Here is a 17349-nt window from a genome sequence, read left to right on the forward strand (position 1 = left end):
TTAAAGCTGCTGCTGCACCCAGCCTGTTACGCCTGCGAGTGCGGCCGGCAGCTTGGCCGGTTCCGTGCCGCCCGCCTGCGCCATGTCGGGACGGCCGCCGCCCTTGCCGCCCACTTGCTGCGCGACGAAGTTGACGAGCTCGCCCGCCTTGACCTTCTTCGATGCATCCGCCGTCACGCCCGCGATGAGACTGACCTTGCCGCCTTCGACGGAAGCCAGCACGATAGCCGCGCTCTTGAGCTTGTCCTTCAGCTTGTCGACGGTTTCGCGCAGCGTCTTCACGTCCGCGCCTTCGAGTTGCGCGGCGAGCACTTGAACGCCCGCGACATCGACGGCTTGCGAAACGAGTTCATCGCCCTGGCTCGATGCGAGCTTCGACTTGAGCGCGCCCAGTTCCCTCTCCAGCGACTTCACGTGCTCTTGAACCTGCGCGATACGCTGCGTGAGTTCGGACGGTTGTGCCTTGAGGGCGCCCGCCGCCGCGTTGATACGCTGATCCAGCTCCTGCACATAGCGCACGGCATTGTCGCCCGTGATGGCTTCGACACGGCGAATGCCCGCCGCCACGCCGCCTTCCATCACGATCTTGAAGAGGCCGATGTCGCCCGTGCGCTGCACGTGTGTGCCGCCGCAGAGTTCGCGCGAAAAGCCCAGGTCCAGCACGCGCACCGTGTCGCCGTACTTCTCGCCGAAGAGCGCCATGGCGCCGCCCTTCACCGCTTCGTCGTAAGACATGACGCGCACGACGCCCGGCGCGTTCGCAAGCACTTCCTGATTGACGATCTGCTCGACGCGGCGGATCTCGTCGTCCGTCATCGGCGCGTTGTGTGCGAAGTCGAAGCGCGTCTTGTCGGCGTCGACGAGCGAGCCTTTCTGCTGCACATGACCGCCGAGCACTTCGCGCAACGCCTTGTGCATCAAGTGCGTGGACGAGTGATTGCGTGCGGTGCGCGCGCGGCGGATGGCGTCGATCCGCGCCTTCACCACGTCGCCGACCTTGAGCGTGCCCTGCTCCACCGTGCCGTGGTGGCCGACGACATCGGCCTGAACCTTGAGCGTGTCTGCCACCGCGAAGCGCGCGGAGGCATTCGCGAGCACGCCCTGATCGCCCACCTGACCGCCGGATTCCGCATAGAACGGCGTGTGATCGAGCACGACGACCGCTTGCTGGCCCGCTTGCGCCTCGTTCACCGACGCGCCCTCCACATAAAGCGCGATGATTTTCGCGTCGTCGAAGATTTCCTTCTCGTAGCCGTGGAACGTGGTCTTGGCGCCCGAGTATTCGAGGCCGGCCGCGAGCTTGAACTTGCCCGCCGCGCGCGCCTGATCGCGCTGACGCGCCATGGCGTCGTCGAAGGCGGGCTCGTCCACCGTCACGCCGCGTTCGCGGCATACGTCGGCCGTGAGATCGAGCGGGAAGCCGTAGGTATCGTGCAGCTTGAACGCGAGTTCGCCGTCCAGTTGCTTCACGCCCTTCTTGTCGAGTTCGGCCAGTTCGCCTTCGAGAATCGACATGCCGTGCTCGATGGTCTCGAAGAAGCGCTCTTCTTCCTGGCGCAGCACATCGGTGACGCGCTGTTGAGCATCGACAAGTTCGGGGTAAGCCGCGCCCATTTCCGCGACGAGGTCCGGCACGAGCTTGTGGAAGAACGAGCCGCGCCGGCCGAGTTTGTAGCCATGACGAATGGCGCGGCGCACGATACGGCGCAGCACGTAACCGCGGCCTTCGTTGCCGGGAATCACGCCATCGACGATCAGGAACGAGCACGCGCGGATATGGTCGGCAATGACCTTCAGCGAGTTGTTTTCCAGATCGGCCGTATGGGTCTCGCGGCCCGCGGCCTTGATGAGCGTCTGGAAGAGGTCGATCTCGTAGTTGCTGTGCACGTGCTGCAGCACGGCGGCGAGACGTTCGAGGCCCATGCCGGTATCGACGCACTGCTTGGGCAGCGGCGTCATGTTGCCTTGCGCGTCGCGGTTGAACTGCATGAACACGAGATTCCAGATCTCGATGAAGCGGTCGCCGTCTTCCTCCGGCGACCCCGGCGGGCCGCCCCAGATTTCCGGACCGTGGTCGTAGAACACTTCGGAGCACGGACCGCACGGGCCGGTGTCGGCCATTTGCCAGAAGTTGTCGGATGCGTAGCGCGCGCCCTTGTTGTCGCCGATGCGGATGATGCGTTCCGCCGGCACGCCGATTTCCTTTTCCCAGATGGCGTACGCTTCGTCGTCTTCCTGATAGACCGTGACGGTGAGCTTTTCCGGCGGCAGCATGTAGACCTTCGTCAACAGCTCCCAGCAGTAGTGGATGGCGTCGCGCTTGAAGTAGTCGCCGAACGAGAAGTTGCCGAGCATCTCGAAGAACGTGTGATGCCGCGCCGTATAGCCGACGTTCTCCAGATCGTTATGCTTGCCGCCCGCGCGCACGCTGCGCTGCGCGGTGGTTGCGCGCGAGTACGGCCGCGCTTCGGCACCGAGGAACACGTCCTTGAACTGGACCATGCCCGAGTTGGTGAAGAGCAGCGTCGGGTCGTTGCCCGGCACGAGGCTCGACGAACGGACGATCGTATGTCCCTTCGATTCGAAAAACTTCAGGAATTTCTCGCGTATTTCGGCGGCTTTCATGGCGTACGGGGCGTTTTGCGTGTTCTGCTGGTTTTCTGACGAAGCCTTGGTAAAGCCCGTTTGAAGCCCTTCTGATGCGGGTTTCGGCAAGACTTAAGGCTATTCCGAGTAATTTTTGATTATACGGGATTCGCGGTGCCGAACCGGGGCGCGGCAGGCGTCTGCAACGGATAAAGCGCCCTCGCGCGCCCGTCCGTTCTATGCGACAGTCGCGTGGTCAGAAACCAAATCCGAGACGAGAGACACGACGCATGGGAGCACTCAGCCATATCCGCGTACTCGACCTGACCCGCGTGCTCGCGGGACCGTGGTGCGCGCAGACGCTCGCCGACCTGGGCGCGGAGGTCATCAAGATCGAGCGGCCCGAAGCCGGCGACGACACCCGTCACTGGGGGCCGCCCTATCTCAAGAAGCCCGATGGCGAAGACACGCGCGAGGCCGCCTACTATCTCGCGGCAAACCGCAACAAGCGCTCGGTGACGGTCGATATCGCAAGTAAAGAAGGTCAGCGGATCGTGCGCGCGCTGGCCGCTCGAAGCGATGTCGTGCTGGAGAACTACAAGGTCGGTCAGTTGAAGAAGTACGGGCTCGACTATGAATCGCTGAAAGAAGTGAAGCCGGATATCGTCTATTGCTCGGTAACAGGCTTCGGGCAGACCGGGCCATATGCGGAGCGCGCGGGCTACGATTTCATCATTCAGGGCATCGGCGGCTTCATGAGTATCACCGGCGAGCGCGACGGACAACCCGGCGGCGGTCCGCAAAAGGCAGGCGTCGCCATCGCCGACCTCATGACCGGCATGTACGCGACAGTGGGTGTGCTGGCGGCGCTCTCGCACCGGGATCGCACGGGCGAAGGGCAATATATCGACATGGCGCTGCTCGACGTGCAGGTCGCCATGCTCGCCAACATGAACACCAACTATCTGGCGAGCGGCAAGCCGCCGGTGCGCTGGGGCAACGCGCATCCGAACATCGTGCCGTACCAGACGTTTCAGACGAGCGATGGCTGGATCATCGTCGCGGTCGGCAACGACGGGCAGTTTCGCAAATTCGTCGAGGCAGGCGCATGCGCGCATCTCGCCGACGATCCGCGCTTCGCGAAGAACCCGTCACGCGTGCGCAATCGCGACGTGCTCGTGCCGCTTCTCGCCGACATGGTCGCCACGCGCGGCAAGCACGAATGGCTCGCCGCGCTGGAAGCGGCGGGCGTGCCGTGCGGCCCGATCAACGATCTCGGCGAAGTGTTCGACGACCCGCAAGTGCTGGCGCGCAGGATGCGTATCGATCTGCCGCATCCGGAAGGCGGCGACGTGAAGCTCGTGGCAAGCCCCATCAAGATGAGCGCGACGCCGCCCGAAGCACGCACGCATCCGCCGATGCTCGGCGAACACACCACGAGCGTGCTCAAGGACGTGCTCGGTTACGACGATGCGCGCATTACGCAGTTGCGAAAGGGCAAGGTGATTTGAGCGCGATACGCCGGTATCAACGCGTTCCCGCGCCGATCAGCCCGCCCGCCGCCGCCCCGGCAATGGTCCCGAGCGGCCCGCCCGTGAGCACGTAGCCGAGCGCCCCGCCCGCGCCCGCGCCGATGGCCGCGTGAGCCTGCTGACGCGACACGCCCGCGCAGGCTGTGAGGCTCGTCACGAGCGCGGCCACCGCCGCGAGCTTGATGATCTTGTTCATGGTCGAATTCCCTGTGTTTTCGTTGTGTTGTCGTTGTGATGTCTTGTAGTCGCACCGCTTGCCGGCTTGCAACCCGACCGGCGAGCCGATCATAAAAGCCCGCGCGCCCCGCCCACAACGCGATTTACCTTCCGTTACCCTCGTTACGGTGACCGAATAAGTGCTTCACAGGTGTAACGCGGGAGCCGGAATATGCAGGCCGATCCGCGGCGCATGGAAACGCGGCATCGGCGAAACCCGCGAGCGCCTGCCCGCGCGGGTTGCGTAAGGTAGAATCATCCCGATATACCTAGCATTCGAACGCGTTCCGAGCCGCGAGGAACGTTTCCCGAACCGATCACACGCGAGCGCATCCGTTGGCACTTCTTTTCGCATGAACACCGATCGCAACGACGCCCCGGCGCCATCCAATTTCATTCGCAACATCATCGAAGACGACAACCGTTCAGGTAAGTGGTCGCAGCGTGTCGAGACCCGCTTCCCACCCGAGCCGAACGGTTATCTGCATATCGGTCACGCGAAAAGCATCTGCGTGAACTTCGGGCTGGCCGCGGATTACGGCGGTGTCTGCCATCTGCGTTTCGACGACACGAACCCCGAGAAGGAAAGCGTCGAGTACGTGGATTCGATCATCGACGCGGTCAAGTGGCTCGGCTTCGAGTGGAACAAGGACGGCCGCGAACACAAGTATTTCGCGAGCGACTACTACGACAAGCTGTACGAATGCGCCGAGCTGCTCATCAAGAAAGGCCAGGCCTACGTCGATAGCCAGACCGCCGAGGAAATGCGCGCCACGCGCGGCTCGGCAACCGAAGCGGGCATCAACTCGCCGTATCGCCACCGCACGCCCGATGAAAACCTCGACCTCTTCCGCCGCATGAAGGCGGGCGAGTTCAAGGAAGGCGAGCACGTGCTGCGCGCGAAGATCGACATGGCGGCGCCGAACTTCAACATGCGCGATCCGGTCATCTACCGCATCCGCTTCGCGCACCACTACCGCACGGGCGACAAGTGGTGCATCTATCCGATGTACGACTACGCGCATTGCGTATCGGACGCGCTCGAAAACATCACGCACTCGCTGTGCACGCTGGAGTTCGAGGATCACCGGCCGCTCTACGACTGGTTCCTGGCGCAACTCGCCGACGATGGCGTGTTCGCGCGTCCCCTGCCGCAGCAGATCGAATTCTCGCGCCTGAATCTGACGTACGCCATCACGAGCAAGCGCAAGCTCCTGCAACTCGTGCAGGAGAATCACGTGGACGGCTGGGACGACCCGCGCATGCCGACCATCGTGGGCGTGCGCCGCCGTGGCTTCACGCCGGAAAGCATCCGCTTGATGGTGGAGCGCGTGGGCGTGACCAAGGTCGATTCGTGGATCGACATGAGCGTGCTCGAAGGCGCGCTGCGCGACGATCTCGACGAGAAAGCCCCGCGCGCAATCGCGGTGCTCGATCCGCTCAAGCTCATCATCGACAATTATCCGGAAGGACAAAGCGAGGAATGCAGCGCGCCCGTGCATCCGCATCATGCTGACCGCGGCACGCGCAAATTTCCCTTCTCGCGCGAATTGTGGATAGAACGCGAAGACTTTCAGGAAACGCCGCAGAAGGGCTACTTCCGCCTTTTCCCCGGCAACAAGGTGCGGCTCAAGTACGGCTTCGTGGTGGAGTGCACGGGCGCGGACAAGGACGAGAACGGCAAGGTGATCGCCGTGCATTGCAACTACTTCCCGGACAGCAAGTCGGGCACGGACGGCGCGAACGCGTACAAGGTCAAGGGCACGATCCACTGGGTCAGCGCCGCGACGGCCTACGCGGCCGAAGTGCGGATCTACGACCGCCTGTTCAAGGAGCCGCAACCGGGCGCGGGTGGCGCGGAATTTCTGGATGCGTTGAATCCGGATTCGAAGCGCATCGTCAATGCGTTTTTGGAACCCAGCGCGCGCGAAGCCAACGCCGAAGACCGCTTCCAGTTCGAGCGCCACGGCTATTTCGTCGCGGACCGTCTGGATTCGCAACCGGGCAAGCCGGTGTTCAACCGTATCGTCAGCTTGCGCGATAGCTGGGGCAAGCCTGCCTGAGCGTCGCCATTCTAGTTGCAGAGTAACGGGCGCCGCACGCAAGAGGCGGCGTCCGGTCCCGCATCCGCGGTGCGAACAAGACAAACAGAGGGCCAGCAACACGCGCTTCCAGCGAGGACATCCATGAAGCAGTACTCAAGCGCGCCGCGAGCGGGCGCGTTCCGGGTCATTGTCGGAAACGTTTGCATCGCGACGTCCGCCGCGCTGTCTTTCTGCTCTCCGGCATGGGCCGCCACGGCGAAAGAGCTCGCTTCCGCGCAGGCCGCCGTCGATCAGCTTCCGCCTTCGGCCACGCTGCGCAAGATCGCCGAGAACGGCGCGATCGTCCTGGGCGCGCGTGAATCGTCGGTGCCGTTTTCTTATCTGAACAAGCAGCAGCCGGTCGGCTACTCCTACGACATTGCGCTCAAAGTCGTCGATGAAGTGAAGCGCCGGCTCAACATGCCGAATCTCACGGTGAAGAACGTGGTCGTGACCTCGTCGAACCGCATTTCCTACGTGGTGAACAATCAGGTCGATCTGGAATGCGGCAGCACCGCGCATCTGGCCGAGCGCGATCCACTGGTCGCGTTTTCCAACAGCTTCTTTCTGTACGGCATTCGCATGGTCGTGAAGCGCAAATCGGGCATTCGCGATTACGACGATCTCGCGGGCAAGACCGTCTCCACCACGGCGGGCACGTCGGACGAACGGCTGCTGCGGGAGATGAGCATCGAGCGCAAGCTGAATCTGCGTATCATCAGTGCGCGCGATCATGCCGAGGCATTTCAGGCGCTCAAGAGCGACCGCGCAGTCGCCTTCGTGATGGACGACCCGCTGCTCTACGGCAAGATCGCGCAGGAAGGCGCGGCGCGCCGCGACTACTTGGTGACGGGCGAATCGCTTTCCAATGAATCTTACGGCTGCATGATGCGCAAGGGCGATCCCGAGTTCAAACGCATCGTCGACGATGTGATCGCCGGCATGCAGCGCTCGGGCGAAGCGAAGAAGCTCTACGACACCTGGTTCATGCAGCCCATTCCGCCGGACGGCATCAATCTGCAGTTTCCGTTATCGGCGGACATGAAAGCGCTGTTCGCCAATCCGACCGACCATCTTGCCGAATGATTTCAGAGCGTGTCGTGCAGTTCGGCCAATGACAGCGTGGTTTGAAAGAGCTTCGCGAGGCTGCGGCTCGCGAAGCTGTCCACGTCGGCGGGACTGACCCAGCGATAGCCGTCCATCTCGGGAATCATGGTGCCGTCGCTGTAGCGCGGAAAATACGACTCGCACACGCAGTCTTCGAGCTTCACTTCGTCGTTGCTCACGCGCACGGCGAAGAGATGCAAGTCCTTGTCGCGACGATACACAAAGCGTCCGAGGTCTTTGAGACGCGCGGCCGGCAGCACGATGCCCGTTTCCTCGCGCAACTCGCGCAAGGCCGCGTCGATAGGCGCCTCGCCGGGATCGCCCTGTCCTTTCGGCACGTCCCAATGCGTGGTTTCGGTCGCGTGGCACAGGAGCACGTCGCCCCGCGGGTTCAGGATCACCACGCCGCACGATACGGTACGGGCGGTCATCGCGCGACGGCTCCGTTCAACATGCAAACCCGCACGTCATTGCTTCTTGAGTTGCCACTTGCCGCTCGCCTGCTTGCAGGCAGACGGCGTCCAGGTCTGCGTCTGCCCCTTCGCAATGGCCACGATCTCGACCTTGCGGCACTTGAGACCGGCGTCTTCGAAGGTCTCGCGCGGCGTGATGGTGCCGTGGACCGGCACGGTATTGCCCGCGTCCTTGTTGTCCCAGTCTAGCGATTCGCCGTCTTTCTTGGTTTCGAGCGCGGTCTGCGCGGCGCGGTTGAGCGCCTGCAAGTCGCGCTGCTTCATGTAGGTGATGGGCGTGTTGTTCAGAAAACCGAGATTGGCCGCAAACGCCGAAGCGCTCGCGGCGACGAGCACGGTGGCCGTCAATGTCCGGATGCAGGCGCGCGCCAGCGGTCGATATTCGATCGGCATAGATTCTCCTCGTTGCAATGCGTTCGATACGGCGCCGTAGACAAGGCGCGTATGACGAGCGGCGGCGAAACCGCGCGCTCGGGCCTTTGAGGGCCGCAACGAGGATAGCATGACACAAGGCGAACGGCCGCCTTGCAGGCTATATCGCGGGCTTTAGTTCGATGCCGCCTTCATGTCCTGGTTCGCCGTGCCCTTTTGCGAATTCTTGTCGGTGGCGGGATCGTAGCCGTCGGTGAGCGTGCCGAGGAACGCGACCACGTCCTTGATCTCGGCTTCGTCGAGTGCGGGCTTGTCGCCGCGCTTGCGATCGAACGGCGCCTCGGTATTCACGTTCTCCCAGTACTTGCGCGGCAGATCGTCGAACTTTTGCACCGCGCCCTTCTTCGAGACCGGATAGAACTTCTCCGGGTTCGTATCGCGCTCGACATAGAAGCGCACGACTTCATCGAGCGAATGATAGATGCCGTTGTGGAAGAAGGTCTTGCGCGTCGCCACGTTGCGCAGCGACGGCGTGCGAAAGAGTCCGCAGAACTCGTCGCGGCCCTTCAGATCGGTCCGCTCGGGTCCGCATGCGCCCAGATCGTGAAAGTTCGGATTCTTGTTGATCGGCAATGCGCGATTGCGCGGCACGCCGATGGCGATCAGGCCGAAGTCGCTGAACTGCGGCGGTGTGCCGTCCTTCGCGCGCTGGCTGATATGACACGCCGCGCAATTGCCCTTGCTCTCGTCGTTGAAGAGCTGCAGGCCGTGCATCTCAGCGTCGTTGAGCTTTGCGCGGCCGGCAAGGAACGCGTCGAACTTGCTCGTGTAGGGGAAGAACTTCTGCGGCGTCTGCTCGAACGCTTCCAGCGAACTCAGCACGGAGGCGAACAGACGGTCGTCGCTATCGAATACGCTCGCACCGAACGCGCGGCGGACATCGTCCGCATAAGGCGCCGCCCGGACCGCCGCCGCGACCTTGGCGGGCGTGCTGCCCATCTCGAACGACGACAGCAGCGGAATGCGCGCCTGGTCCGCGCCATGGTCCACGCGGCCATCCCACGTCAGCCCGCCGGTCGGGCCGGCATCGACACTTTCGTCGCCTTCGTCGTCGGAATCGTGGAAGTGCTCGGCGAATTGCGGCACGGACTGCAAGTACTTGAGCGACGGCACCGCCCGAAAGCCAGGCCGATGCATATCGCTGCCGCCCAGCTGCACGGAGAACGCGTTAGGCGGACCGAAAGCATGACTCGGACTATGACAGGACGCACACGCGAGCTTGCCGGAGCCTGACAGCGACGGGTCCATGAAGAGCTTCTCGCCGACCGTCTGCATTGCCTTCACTTGCGCGAAAACCTCCGCGCGCGACTGCCCTTTCGATGGCGCGGCTTGTGCCGGAGCCGTTGCCAGATCGGCTGCGTGGGAATCGCATCCGCTCAACGCGACGGATGAGGCGGCCAGCAACAGGGAACATAAAACGAACGGCAGACGCATCGAAGGCATGGATTGCGGACGCATGAAATTGAAAGATGCCGCAGGGTATGACGCTCATGTGTCTCTCATGTGACAAGCGCCGACGCCGTCATATGGAGGGCAACGCATGATGGTTATTTCACCAACCTTACGCATTCGAAAGCGTTATTACATGTTCGCGTAATTGATCGTGGTCACACTTCGCACGCCGGCACTAAAAGGCACTTGAAGGCGTTTGCCAAAGTCGCCTGCATTCGGCGCCGGCTCCCCAACACAAGAGAGACCTCGATGAACAAGAAACTCGTTTGCGCAGTGCCGCTCGCATCGGCGCTGGCAATCGGCTTATACGCATGCGGCGGCGACGACCACCACGACAACGACATCTCGTCGGTGAAAAACGTCGTGGTCATCTACGCGGAAAACCGCAGCTTCGATAACCTCTACGGCAGCTTCCCCGGCGCGAACGGCTTGCAGAGCGTGACGGCGGCAAGCGCGCAGCAGCTCGACCGCGACGGCAGCGTGCTGCCGACCCTGCCGAAGATCTGGACGGGTCTGACGGCAACGGGCGTGACGCCTGCCGTCACCGAGGCGATGACGGCGAATCTGCCGAACGCGCCTTTCGCCATCGACGATCCGGCGGGCTTCAACACGCCGCTCTCGCTCACGACGCGCGACCTGTATCACCGCTTCTATGAAAACCAGATGCAGATCGACGGCGGCAAGAACGACAAGTTCGCCGCATGGGCGGATTCGGGCGGCATGGTGATGGGTCACTACAGCACGCCGCCGCAAAAGCTGCCGCTGTGGAAAGTCGCGCAGCAATACACGCTCGCCGACAACTTCTTCATGGGCGCGTTCGGCGGTTCGTTCCTGAATCACCAGTGGCTGGTTTGCGCGTGTACGCCGGTTTATCCGAACGCCGACAAGAGCGTGGCGAAGGCGTCGATCTCGGCGGTGAACGCGGATGGCGTGTCGCTCACGCTGGCGTCGAACTCGCCGGCTTCGGCGCTCACGGGCATTCCGAAGTTCGTCAACTCGGGCAACCTGACGCCCGACTTCTACGCGATCAACACAATGCAGCCGCCGTATCAGCCGAGCGGCAACACGCCGCCGACGGGTGGCGATCCGACGCTTGCCGACCCGAACGCCGCGACGACGCTGCCGCCGCAGACGCAGCAGCATATCGGCGACCTGCTGAACAACGCGGGCATCAGCTGGGCATGGTATGGCGGTTCGTGGGGCGCGGCGCTGGCGAGCCGTTCGGTGATCGGCGGCTCGGTGAATTCGGTGCCGAACTTCCAGACGCACCATCAGCCGTTCAACTACTTCGCCGATCTCGCGCCGGGTTCGACCAACCGCGCGCAGCATTTGCTCGACGGCGGCACGAACGGAACGGAGTTCATCAAGGCGATCGACGCGGGCACCTTGCCGCAAGTCTCGTTCTACAAGCCGCAGGGCAACCTGAACGAGCACGCGGGTTATACGGACGTGGCCTCGGGCGATCAACACATCGCCGACCTGATCACGCATCTGCAGAACAGTCCGCAGTGGAAGAACATGGTCGTGGTCGTGACGTACGACGAAAACGGCGGCTTCTGGGATCACGTCGCGCCGCCGAAGGGTGACCGCTGGGGTCCGGGCACGCGCATTCCGGCGCTCATCGTCTCGCCGTATGCGAAGAAGGGTTTCGTCGATCACACGCAGTACGACACGACGTCGATCCTGCGCTTCATCACGAAGCGTTTCTCGCTGCCGACGTTGCCGGGTCTGGCTTCGCGCGATGCCGCGTTGAAGGCGAACGGCGCGCCCGCAATGGGCGACCTGACGAACGCGATGAACTTCTCGCAGTGATAAGTCTCCGAGCTTGACCGACGGGCCGCCTCTTGCGGCCCGTTTTTTCATGCGCCCGCGAAAAGCGACGCCAGATCGCTGCTACGCTGGCCGCCCGCCTCGGTCAGCACGCGCGCCTCGAGTTCATCGATATGCTCGCGCATGACGGCAAGCGCGGTGTGCAGATCGCCGGCTTCGAGCGCATCGACGAGACGCCCGTGTTCGTCGGATGCGCAATTCGACACCTTCGACGGATCGAACAACGCTTTATACAGCTCCGTCCTGGCGACGAGCCGCGCGAGAAACGCCTCGACTTCCGGCGTGCCCGCAAGCTGCGCAAGCAGCAGATGGAACTGTCCCGCGAGCCGCACGCATTCTTCCACGACGCCGGTTTTGAGCGCACGCTGCTCGCTCTTCACATGCGCGCGCAACGCACGCTTTTGCGGCGTCTTGAGCGCGCCGCACAGGCTCGCCACGATGCCCGCCTCCACCACTTGCCGCGCGCGATAGACCTCGCGAATATCATCGACGGAAGGTGACGGCACGAACGCGCCGCGATTGACTTCGAGCGTGAGCTTGCCTTCCGCGCCAAGCCGCGCGAGCGCCTTGCGAACGGCGCCGCGCGTGCAGTCGAACGCCGCCGCGAGTTCGCGCTCGACGAGTTGCGCGCCCGGCGCGAGCTTGCCCTGCAAGAGCGCGGAAGCGACCGCGCCGTAGACGCGCTCTTCCGGTGAAATGTCCTTTTGCGATGCCATGAATGCGTGCGGTGCTTGTTGTTGATCCGCATTGTAGCGAGTGCCCGGCAAATACGGGTTATCAGCGATGCCGCGATTTTGGTTGACCAATATTTGCTAAGATGGCCAACCAAACAGGAGACTATCGGGTATGGAACCGGCAATCTGGATTATCGGCGCACGGGCGTTCGGCGGCGATTCCGTAGACGTCTGCGTGCGCGCACGCACCATCGACTCCATCGCGCCGCATGGCGAGAAGACGCCTGCCGCGAGCGATACGGTCGTCGACGGCGCGGGCATGTTGCTGCTGCCTGGCTTCGTCGAAGGCCACACGCATCTCGACAAGACCACGTGGGGCATGCCGTGGTATCGCAATGCGGTGGGGCCGCGTCTTGTCGATCGCATCGAGAACGAGCGGCGCTGGCGCGCCGAAAGCGGTCACGATGCGGCCGAAGCGTCGCGCGCGCTCGCGCTGGCATTTCTGCGTCAGGGCACGACGCGCATTCGCACCCACGTCGATATCGATACCGACGCCGGCCTGCGTCATCTGGAAGGCGTCGCCGCCACGCGCGCCGCGCTCGCCGATGTGCTCGACATGCAGATCGTCGCGTTCCCGCAATCCGGTGTGACGACGCGCGCGGGCACGCGCGAGCTGCTCGATACCGCATTGCGAAGCGGCGCGGACGTGCTCGGCGCGCTCGACCCGGCAGCCATCGACGGCGATCCCGCTCTCTCGCTCGACATCACCTTCGCGCTCGCCACGAAGCACGACAAGCCGATCGACATTCACCTGCACGAACCCGGCGATCTCGGCGCCTTCACCTTCGATCTGCTGCTCGATCGCGTAAAAGCGCTCGGCTTCGAGGGACGCGTCGTCGTGAGTCACGCGTTTTGTCTGGGCCAGTTGCCCGATGCGCGGCGCCACGCGTTGCTCGAACGCATCGCGCGCCTGAATGTGGCGCTGCTCACCACAGCGCCCGCATCCGTGGCCGTTCCGCCGTTTCGCGAGGCGCGCGCGGCGGGCGTGACGCTCTTCGGCGGCAACGACGGAATCCGCGATACATGGACGCCCTTCGGCTTGCCCGACATGCTCGAACGCGCGATGCTGATCGCGATGCGTTTCGACCTGCGCCGCGACGACGATCTCGCCGCGGCCTTCGCATGCGTATCGAGCGAAGCGGCACGCGGTTGCGGCTTCGCGGATTATGGCCTTGCCGCGGGCATGCGCGCGGACCTCGTGCTCGTCGATGCCGAAACGGTCGCGCAGGCCGTCGCCATGCGCCCCGCTCGCCGCTTCGTGATGTCGAACGGCACGATCATTCCCGCGAACTTCACGCGATGAAAGCACGCGCATCGAATCTTGTATGGCTGGCCGTGATCGTCGCAATCGGTTTGAATCTGCGGCCGCTGCTCACGTCGATCAGTCCGCTGATGAACGTGATCCTGCCCGCCACCGGCTTGTCGTTTCGTGGCGCGTCGCTGCTCACCGGCCTGCCCGTGGTCGCCATGGGCGTCTGCGCATTCGGGGCGAGCGCGCTGACCCGGGCTATCGGCAATGCGCGTGGCGTGGCTATCGGGCTCATGGCGATTGTCGCGGCGTGCGCGGCGCGTGTTTTCGCGGGCGAAGCGGCGGCGTTGATCGCAAGCGCGGCGGTCGCGGGCACGGGCGTCGCGGTCATTCAGGCGCTTCTGCCCGGTGTCATGAAAACGCGCTTTGCCGCGCGCCTGCCCTTTGCGATGGGCCTCTACTCCGCATCGATCATGGCGGGCGGCGGACTGGGCGCGAGCATCACGCCCAACGTGGCCGCGCTCGCAAGCTGGCAAACAGGTCTCGCTGTCTGGGCGATACCCGCGCTCATCGCGCTCGCGTTGTGGCTGCTTCTGATGCGCGCGGATGCCTTGCCTCGTCCCGCCGTCACACGCGATACGACTTCTAAGCCTTCGCTCTTTTCGAATCGTCGCGCGTGGGCGCTCGGCGTGTTTTTCGGGCTCGTCAACGGCGGCTATACGAGTCTTGTCGCGTGGTTGCCCGCATACTATCAACAACTCGGTCAAGGCGTCCGCGAAAGCGGCACGCTGCTCGCGTTGCTCACGGTGTTTCAGGCGTCGTCCGCGCTGCTCTTGCCGATGGCGGCCGCTCGCTTCGGACGCGCTCGCGACCGGCGCGCGTGGATCGCAGCCGGCCTTGCCGCTCAACTCGCGGGATTCGGCTTGCTGCTGTACGCGCCGCTCGCGTTGCCCGTTCTGGTCGTGGCGTTGCTCGGCGCGGGACTCGGCGGCGTGTTTTCGCTCACGCTCGTATTGACGCTCGATCACGCCGACGACCCCGAACTCGCCGCGCGTCTCGTCGCGTTCGTGCAGGGCGTGGGTTTCGTGATCGCGGCGGCAGCGCCGGTGATTGCCGGCATCGTGCGCGACGCAAGCGGCGGCTTCGCGATGTCGTGGGCCATGCTCGCGGCGAGCCTCATCGCGATGATCGCGCTCAATGCCGTGTTCGGCCCGCGGAGCTATGCGCGCGCGATGCAGCGTCAGCGTGCGGACTTCAACGCACCGCGTGGCACGCGAAGTATTCGTCGAGCAGATCCGTCATCTGCCACACGGGGCACGGGCGGCGGCAATGCCCGTCGTAGCCCGCTTCCTTGAGACGCCCGAGCGGCTCTTCGGGAAGAAAGCTGCTCATCGCGATGATCAGGCGGCCCGCGTCATCGTCCTGACGGCGCACTTCGCGCACGAGTGCATAGTTGGCGCAGCCGCCGATGCGCGTATCCAAGAAGACCAAATGCGGCCGCCACTCCTCGACGATGCCCTTGAGCGACGTCGCATCGATGGCAAGCTGCGTCGGAAATCCCTTCAGCTCGAACAACGACACGAGCGATATGCCGAGCGCCCGCTCCGCGTACGCGACGAGCACGCGCCGCGCATCCGGCCGCACCCGCAGCTTCTTGCGATTCCAAAGCGAGCACTGAGCTGGACTGGTTTCGTATGCTCGATTATTCACGTCATCCTCTGGCGACACAGGTTTGCCAGCCGCACACGCGGTGCATCCAATGCGCCATGTTGGGGCGCAAATGCACCCTGGGTGTGCAGCGCAAGTGTTGTACGAACCGGTTAATCCAGCCAAGGCCAGCCAATTTCAGCCGGAGCCTTGGCCGTGGGGCGTTCGTCGGCGCGGTGAAGCAACGTGAGAAAACATAGGGCAGGAAGCGGGCCAGAACGAATGCCGACCCCGCGCGCAAAACCGCTGAAATGTCTGACTAATTCGCGCTAATCGGACGAAAAAGCACATATCGTTTTTTCTTGACGTGCTCTCGAAACCAGCCTATAACCCTCCATATGGATGGTCAACGGATGGAAGAAACGAACTCATGGCGAGGCAAATCTTGGATGCCGCACGTTCCAAAGGCGGCGAAACGGAAAAAATCACGATCAATCTTGGCCCGGTGGATCTCGGCCAAATCGATCTGCTCGTGGAAGAAGGTTTCTATTCGAACCGCACGGATCTGATCCGTACGGCTATCCGCAATCAGCTCTCGGTGCATGCCGTGGTCGTCAAGGAAACGGCGACGCGGCGCGCCCTCGTGCTGGGACTTCAATACTTCTCGAAGCAGGATCTGGAAGCGGTGCGCGCGGCCAATGAAAGGCTCAAGATTCAGGTACTGGGTCTTGCCAGCATTGCCGCCGACGTCTCCCCGGAACTTGCCCTTGCCACCATCGAATCGATACTGGTTCGCGGTGCGCTGCACGCATCGCCGGCTGTGAAAGCGGCGCTTGCAGATCGAATCCGCTGACCTGCCGATGCAGGCCGGAAACGACTACGGAAACCATGATGAAACTGAACGAAGGATTTCTCGACTCCATGAAAGAGGCGTTCGAACGCTTTCGCAATAGCGACAGCAGCGGCGCCGTCGAAGTCGTCAAGCGCGCGATGCGCGGCGCCACGCACGCAACGCACGCGTCTGACGCATCGGATGCTTTCGTCAAGGCACCGCCGCAACCAGCGCCCGCCTCTGCACCGGACGCCGAAGATCGCGGACACTTCAGCACGCGGCGCTTCACGGGCGCGGCCGGTCAGCGCGACTACAAACTCTATGTGCCGGCCGGTTATCGCGATGAGCCGTTGCCGCTCATCGTCATGCTGCACGGCTGTACGCAAAACGCCGACGACTTCGCGGCCGGCACGCAAATGAACGCGCTTGCCGACGCGCACGACTGCATCGTCGTCTATCCAGTTCAGCCGCAAAGCGCGAATCCGTCGAAGTGCTGGAACTGGTTCAAGTCGTCGGATCAGCAACGCGACGGCGGCGAACCGTCGATCATCGCGGGAATCACGCGTGAAGTCATGGCGAGTCATCGCGTGGACCCGAAACGCGTCTACGTCGCGGGCTTGTCCGCCGGCGGCGCAATGGCGGCGATCATGGCGCAGCGCTATCCGGATCTCTATGCAGCGGCGGGCGTGCACTCCGGCCTTCCCGTGGGTGCCGCGCACGATCTGCCGTCCGCGCTCGCAGCAATGCGCGGCGGTCAGGGCAACGCCGCGAACCAGCGCGCGGGAGGCGGAGCGCAGTGCTCGTTGATCGTCTTTCACGGCGATGCCGACGCCACGGTGAATTACGCCAACGCCCGCAAGCTCGTCGACGACTTCACCGCAAGCGGTTCCGACCGCGAGCTGCACGACGGCATGGCCGGCGCACGCAAATACACGGTCCAGCGCTTGAAGTCGGCCAACGGGAAAATCGCGGAGTTATGGACCATTCACGGCGCGCCGCACGCATGGTCAGGCGGCAGCACGCGCGGAACCTACACCGATCCGGCCGGACCTGACGCTAGCGCCGAGATGCTGCGTTTCTTCCTCGCGCATCCGAGGAGTTGATCGCCGCGCAACGGTTCGGGCGGCGCAGTCCGCGCGGTTCGGATTCGGGCCTTTGCCGCGACGAGAGTCACG

General features: G+C 63.6%; 15 protein-coding genes. 8 read left to right on the plus strand and 7 right to left on the minus strand.

Annotated features, from left to right (window positions below):
- A complete protein-coding gene (alaS, locus tag NCR98_RS09235) occupies positions 1–2625 on the minus strand; it encodes an alanine--tRNA ligase (protein ID WP_250526030.1) in 2625 nt (874 codons plus the stop codon).
- Positions 2626–2876: 251 nt separating this feature from the next.
- Here alaS and NCR98_RS09240 point away from each other — a divergent pair, with 251 nt between their 5' ends.
- Positions 2877–4097: a CaiB/BaiF CoA transferase family protein gene (locus NCR98_RS09240; protein ID WP_250526031.1), complete on the plus strand. Its 1221-nt coding sequence runs from the start codon at positions 2877–2879 to the stop codon at positions 4095–4097.
- 16 nt (positions 4098–4113) lie between these two features.
- Here the strand turns inward: NCR98_RS09240 and NCR98_RS09245 are convergent, their stop codons facing one another.
- Complete coding sequence (locus NCR98_RS09245) at positions 4114–4314, minus strand: ornithine carbamoyltransferase (protein WP_244825697.1); 201 nt, start codon at positions 4312–4314, stop codon at positions 4114–4116.
- 373 nt (positions 4315–4687) lie between these two features.
- Here NCR98_RS09245 and NCR98_RS09250 point away from each other — a divergent pair, with 373 nt between their 5' ends.
- Together NCR98_RS09250 and NCR98_RS09255 are read left to right on the plus strand one after the other, a co-directional pair.
- Positions 4688–6397: a glutamine--tRNA ligase/YqeY domain fusion protein gene (locus NCR98_RS09250; RefSeq protein WP_250526032.1), complete on the plus strand. Its 1710-nt coding sequence runs from the start codon at positions 4688–4690 to the stop codon at positions 6395–6397.
- Between the two features lie 123 nt (positions 6398–6520).
- Positions 6521–7504 carry a transporter substrate-binding domain-containing protein gene (locus NCR98_RS09255; protein WP_250526033.1) on the plus strand — a complete coding sequence of 328 codons (984 nt, stop codon included), beginning with the start codon at positions 6521–6523 and terminating at the stop codon, positions 7502–7504.
- A 2-nt stretch (positions 7505–7506) separates the two neighbouring features.
- Here the strand turns inward: NCR98_RS09255 and NCR98_RS09260 are convergent, their stop codons facing one another.
- The 3 genes from NCR98_RS09260 to NCR98_RS09270 form a co-directional block, all read right to left on the minus strand.
- Positions 7507–7956 carry an NUDIX hydrolase gene (locus NCR98_RS09260; RefSeq protein ID WP_250526034.1) on the minus strand — a complete coding sequence of 150 codons (450 nt, stop codon included), beginning with the start codon at positions 7954–7956 and terminating at the stop codon, positions 7507–7509.
- Positions 7957–7992: 36 nt separating this feature from the next.
- A complete protein-coding gene (locus NCR98_RS09265) occupies positions 7993–8391 on the minus strand; it encodes an RT0821/Lpp0805 family surface protein (RefSeq protein WP_244825701.1) in 399 nt (132 codons plus the stop codon).
- Between the two features lie 153 nt (positions 8392–8544).
- Positions 8545–9888 carry a cytochrome-c peroxidase gene (locus NCR98_RS09270; protein ID WP_250526035.1) on the minus strand — a complete coding sequence of 448 codons (1344 nt, stop codon included), beginning with the start codon at positions 9886–9888 and terminating at the stop codon, positions 8545–8547.
- Positions 9889–10131: 243 nt separating this feature from the next.
- On the opposite strand from NCR98_RS09270, the gene NCR98_RS09275 reads away from it, so the two are divergent.
- The gene (locus NCR98_RS09275) at positions 10132–11694 is read left to right on the plus strand and encodes an acid phosphatase (protein ID WP_244825704.1); all 1563 of its coding nucleotides are present in this window, start codon (positions 10132–10134) and stop codon (positions 11692–11694) included.
- Between the two features lie 47 nt (positions 11695–11741).
- Here NCR98_RS09275 and NCR98_RS09280 read toward each other — a convergent pair whose 3' ends face one another.
- The gene (locus NCR98_RS09280; RefSeq protein ID WP_250492607.1) at positions 11742–12428 is read right to left on the minus strand and encodes a GntR family transcriptional regulator; all 687 of its coding nucleotides are present in this window, start codon (positions 12426–12428) and stop codon (positions 11742–11744) included.
- 130 nt (positions 12429–12558) lie between these two features.
- On the opposite strand from NCR98_RS09280, the gene NCR98_RS09285 reads away from it, so the two are divergent.
- On the plus strand, positions 12559–13749 hold the full coding sequence (locus tag NCR98_RS09285; protein ID WP_250526036.1) for an amidohydrolase family protein: 1191 nt from the start codon (positions 12559–12561) through the stop codon (positions 13747–13749).
- Positions 13746–15050, plus strand: a complete 1305-nt coding sequence (locus NCR98_RS09290; protein WP_250526037.1) for a cyanate transporter — start codon at positions 13746–13748, stop codon at positions 15048–15050. The genes NCR98_RS09285 and NCR98_RS09290 overlap by 4 nt, the downstream gene beginning before the upstream one ends.
- Here the strand turns inward: NCR98_RS09290 and NCR98_RS09295 are convergent.
- Positions 14950–15405 (minus strand): response regulator, encoded by a 456-nt coding sequence (locus NCR98_RS09295; RefSeq protein WP_244825711.1) that lies wholly within the window; start codon positions 15403–15405, stop codon positions 14950–14952. The two genes, NCR98_RS09290 and NCR98_RS09295, sit on opposite strands and share 101 nt — an antisense overlap.
- Before the next feature lie 367 nt (positions 15406–15772).
- On the opposite strand from NCR98_RS09295, the gene NCR98_RS09300 reads away from it, so the two are divergent.
- On the plus strand, positions 15773–16195 hold the full coding sequence (locus tag NCR98_RS09300) for a ribbon-helix-helix domain-containing protein (protein WP_244828079.1): 423 nt from the start codon (positions 15773–15775) through the stop codon (positions 16193–16195).
- Positions 16196–16233: 38 nt separating this feature from the next.
- Complete coding sequence (locus NCR98_RS09305) at positions 16234–17277, plus strand: extracellular catalytic domain type 1 short-chain-length polyhydroxyalkanoate depolymerase (protein WP_250526102.1); 1044 nt, start codon at positions 16234–16236, stop codon at positions 17275–17277.
- The last annotated feature ends 72 nt before the right edge of the window (positions 17278–17349 follow it).

Source organism: Caballeronia sp. GAWG2-1, assembly GCF_023631405.1.
Taxonomy (GTDB): domain Bacteria; phylum Pseudomonadota; class Gammaproteobacteria; order Burkholderiales; family Burkholderiaceae; genus Caballeronia.

Excerpts from the sequence above, each read along its gene's own strand:
- NCR98_RS09275 (WP_244825704.1), top strand. The coding sequence starts at position 10,132 with ATGAACAAGAAACTCGTTTGCGCAGTGCCGCTCGCATCGGCGCTGGCA.
- alaS (WP_250526030.1), bottom strand. The coding sequence starts at position 2,625 with ATGAAAGCCGCCGAAATACGCGAGAAATTCCTGAAGTTTTTCGAATCG.
- NCR98_RS09260 (WP_250526034.1), bottom strand. The coding sequence starts at position 7,956 with ATGACCGCCCGTACCGTATCGTGCGGCGTGGTGATCCTGAACCCGCGG.
- NCR98_RS09300 (WP_244828079.1), top strand. The coding sequence starts at position 15,773 with ATGGCGAGGCAAATCTTGGATGCCGCACGTTCCAAAGGCGGCGAAACG.
- NCR98_RS09245 (WP_244825697.1), bottom strand. The coding sequence starts at position 4,314 with ATGAACAAGATCATCAAGCTCGCGGCGGTGGCCGCGCTCGTGACGAGC.
- NCR98_RS09265 (WP_244825701.1), bottom strand. The coding sequence starts at position 8,391 with ATGCCGATCGAATATCGACCGCTGGCGCGCGCCTGCATCCGGACATTG.
- NCR98_RS09290 (WP_250526037.1), top strand. The coding sequence starts at position 13,746 with ATGAAAGCACGCGCATCGAATCTTGTATGGCTGGCCGTGATCGTCGCA.
- NCR98_RS09270 (WP_250526035.1), bottom strand. The coding sequence starts at position 9,888 with ATGCGTCCGCAATCCATGCCTTCGATGCGTCTGCCGTTCGTTTTATGT.
- NCR98_RS09285 (WP_250526036.1), top strand. The coding sequence starts at position 12,559 with ATGGAACCGGCAATCTGGATTATCGGCGCACGGGCGTTCGGCGGCGAT.
- NCR98_RS09240 (WP_250526031.1), top strand. The coding sequence starts at position 2,877 with ATGGGAGCACTCAGCCATATCCGCGTACTCGACCTGACCCGCGTGCTC.
- NCR98_RS09305 (WP_250526102.1), top strand. The coding sequence starts at position 16,234 with ATGAAACTGAACGAAGGATTTCTCGACTCCATGAAAGAGGCGTTCGAA.
- NCR98_RS09250 (WP_250526032.1), top strand. The coding sequence starts at position 4,688 with ATGAACACCGATCGCAACGACGCCCCGGCGCCATCCAATTTCATTCGC.
- NCR98_RS09255 (WP_250526033.1), top strand. The coding sequence starts at position 6,521 with ATGAAGCAGTACTCAAGCGCGCCGCGAGCGGGCGCGTTCCGGGTCATT.
- NCR98_RS09280 (WP_250492607.1), bottom strand. The coding sequence starts at position 12,428 with ATGGCATCGCAAAAGGACATTTCACCGGAAGAGCGCGTCTACGGCGCG.